Source organism: Bacteroides sp. HMSC067B03 (assembly GCF_001811315.1).
Classification (GTDB): Bacteria; Bacteroidota; Bacteroidia; order Bacteroidales; family Bacteroidaceae; genus Bacteroides; species Bacteroides faecis.
On record NZ_KV804266.1, the window covers coordinates 1 to 3636 of the forward strand.

The 3636-nt window shown below is 36.1% G+C and carries 1 protein-coding gene and 1 pseudogene; both read left to right on the top strand.

From position 1 onward, the window contains the following. Positions 1-173: 173 nt before the first annotated feature. Positions 174-3017, top strand: a complete 2844-nt coding sequence (locus tag HMPREF2794_RS02460) for a hypothetical protein (RefSeq protein WP_055271615.1) — start codon at positions 174-176, stop codon at positions 3015-3017. Positions 3018-3086: 69 nt separating this feature from the next. Continuing rightward, a pseudogene (locus HMPREF2794_RS02465) lies at positions 3087-3636 on the top strand (OmpA family protein); the annotation flags it as partial.

Sequence of the window (3636 nt, forward strand, 5' to 3'; positions counted from 1 at the left end):
AAAGTGTTGGGAATATATTTCTTGTCCATACTAAGGAATCATGGATACAGGTAAAACGAAAAGAAAAGGAGGTTACATTAATAGAATGAAAAGGGAAACACAAATGGCTTTTGGATCAAAAACGAGAAATTATATTTTTATTTTTTAATTTATAAATTAAATTTTTTTTTATTATGAACAAAAAGTTTTTAAGTGCAATCCTGTTTGGAGCATTACTTGCGTCTACCACAGGAACATTTACATCTTGTAAAGACTATGATGATGACATCAATGGTCTGAGCGAACGTGTAGATGCAATCGAAAAAACATTGGGCGAATTGAATACTAAGTTTGGTTCATTGGCTTATGTGAAATCGGTGTCTTTTGCAGATGGAAAGTTAGTAGTAACAGATCAGAATGGAGATGCTACTACTTATAATATTCCTGATACAGACACTAATACTACGTATACTTTGAATGTTACTCAAGATGGTAATAAGGCTACTATTACCTTGACTGATGATAAAGGTAATGTTCAGACTAAAGAAATTGAATTTACGGATACTGACACTGATACTAAGTTTGATCCGTCTGCTTTAGTAGTAGGTAAGGATGGTGTGACAATTGAGTATAATGGTGAAGCTACAGGTGTTAAACTTCCTACTCTTGTATCGAATGCTTTGAGTGTAACAGAGTTCACTAAAGATGGTGTTACATATGGATGGGCTGTAAGATGTGGCGATTCAGAACCTGTTAACTTAATGATTACTGATATTCTACCTCTTACAGGCTTTAGCTTTGAACCTGATGCCATTCTTGGTGGTGTGCCATCTATGAAAGCATTGAGTGTAGAATATAATGCTTGGGGTGAAAAAACTAGTTGTGAACCTGCTACTGCTACTGGTGAGGTTTGGAGGCAATCTACTGATAAATCATATATATCTCCAGTTATTGTTGGTAAGTATTATTTGAATCCTTCAAGTGCTACTAAAGATCAGATCGTTTCTATTGAAGTACTTTCTAGAGATATAGAATATATTTCTAAGACTAGAGCTGCTGATTGTGCTCCTAGCGTTGATAGTTATTCTGTAAAAGATGGTATGTTGACTGTTAACTTCAAGGCAAATGCTGAATTGATTAAGGCCGTTGAAGCTTCTGAAATAACTGGATTCAAGATTCGGGTTAAAACAAAAGCTGGAAATACAATTACTGATCAGGACTATAGAGGGGTATATGCGACTAAATATACTACATTAGTTTTGGCTGATAAGAAGAAAAAAGCTGCTAACCCAACAAATCATGATTTATATGGTGCTAATAGCGGAACAGCTAAGGTTGCTATTGATAAAATACCTGATTATGAGTTATCTTACAAGTCAACTACTGGGTTGGATATGAAACCATTAGTCGTTACTTGTTATAAAGATGAAGCTACTAAAGCAACTCATCAGACCATGTCTGATAAAGATATTGAAAGCTTAGGATTGCATTATGAGTTCCATTTATGTAATTATATTCAAGGTGATAACGGAACTGCACAAAATGATTATGCAAAAATTGTAGACGGTGTTTTGTATCCGAAATTGTATAATGAAACAGGTACTCCATATGCAGCAGTTGGTCGTATGCCATTAGTTCGTGTACAGTTGATGACAAAAGATAATCAGGTTGTTAGCACTGGATGGATTAAAGTTGAAATTGTTAAGGATAAGATTCCTGCAGAAGAAGTTGAATTTGACTATCCGGCATTTACTAACCAGTGTGCTAATAAGGAATTTAAGTTGACTGTGGAACAGATGAATGTGAAAGTATATAATAAACTTGGATTAGATAGAACTCAATTCAATAAAGAGTATACAATTAAGCAGATTTCAACAGTTGAGGGAGAAGCTAACTATGGTAAAGGCGATGGTACTGTTGCTTTGGTTTCAGATGCTGATCCGACTACAATGACTGACTTATTGACTTGGACAGTTACTCAGGCAGATATGGCTGCTGCATTGGCTAAGGATGGTACATTAACAACAGTTGTTACTTATGCTGCTAACGATCCGAAGTCTCGTGGTGATGTTACTATTACATTTACTTCTAAAGTTAATGCTATTGATGCTGTGACAATTCCTGATAATAATAAGATTAAAGAATATTGGGATGCTAATAAGGAATATGTTCGCTTGAATGTTGCAGTTCCTGATGGTAATAATACTTGTACATTTGTAGTTGACTTGGATAATGTATTTATGGGTAACAAGCCTGCTATTGGATCTGACAAATATAAATATGTATTTGCTGCTAAGAACATAACTCGTACAGATGCTGTTGGCTTGAGTGGAACTAAATATGTTTTGACTCTAAGTGATAATGCTGAAACTTTATATGCAAATGGAGAAGAAGTTGCAACTATTAAGGAGACGACAGGTGAAATTTCTTATGCAAATACAGATGAGGCTAAGGATTTGTTGAATGTTGCAAGTCATAGTTCAGTTCCTAATGCATTCTATGCTTGGATTAATATTAAGGCTGTAACAGGTGAATGTGAATTAGAATTGCCTATTACTAACGGTGAATTCAGAGCATTCTTCTTGCGTCCGATTAATGTAGCTGCAGGTGCAGGTAAGTTCCAGGATGCTGTTGATAACGGTTCTACTGTTAATATGCTTGATTTGTTGAAGCTTACAGACTGGAGAGATTATGAATTTAGCCCGAAGACAAATAAGATTTACTTTAAGTTCTATGAAGTTACTGCTATTTCTGTTGATCTTGATGAAATTACAACTGACTTGAACGGTGGTGATATTAATACTCAGAAATTGAGTTCTGTAACGTCAGAGTTGAAAGTAACTCAGGATGCTAAGACATTTAAAGTTACTGAAATTCCTACTAGTCCTGCTGCTAATGCTTATGGTACTGTAACTTACAAGAATAATGGTACTGCTGTAGGTGCATTCAACTTGAGATTGCCTGTAACAGTAACTTATAAATGGGGTACAGTTAAAGCTTATGTAACAATTCCAGTTGAAAAGACTCAAGGTAACTAATCCTTTTATTAAATATCATGAAGCGCTTCTCTCTGATGAGGGGCGCTTTATGTTTAATATTAATCTATTATGAGCATAAAAAGAATACTATTAATAGGAATATTGGCAATCAGTGTGTTGCCGGTTTCTGCTCAAGAACAACGTGTAAAGGAACCTGGTAAAACAGTGTTCAAACCTCATTGGTTTATTCAAGCACAAGTAGGAGCTGCTCATACTGTTGGTGAAGCAAAATTTACTGACCTTCTATCTCCGGCAGCTGCTTTTAATGTTGGTTATAAGTTTGCTCCCGCATTCGGTGCACGTATTGGTGTCAGTGGATGGCAGGCAAAAGGAGGATGGGTTAATCCGCAGCAGAACTATAAGTATAAATATCTGCAAGGTAATGTGGATATTATGGCTGATCTCAGCGCTTTGTTCTGTGGTTTTAATCCGAAGCGGGTGTTCAATGGTTACATCTTTGCCGGTGCAGGACTGAATCGTGGTTTTGATAACGATGAAGCCAATGCGCTTGATACAAGAACTTATGAGTTGGAGTATCTTTGGCAAGAAGGTCAGATTCTTCCGACAGGTCGTTTCGGTCTTGGTTGTGATCTTCGTTTGAATGATCGTTTGTCCATTA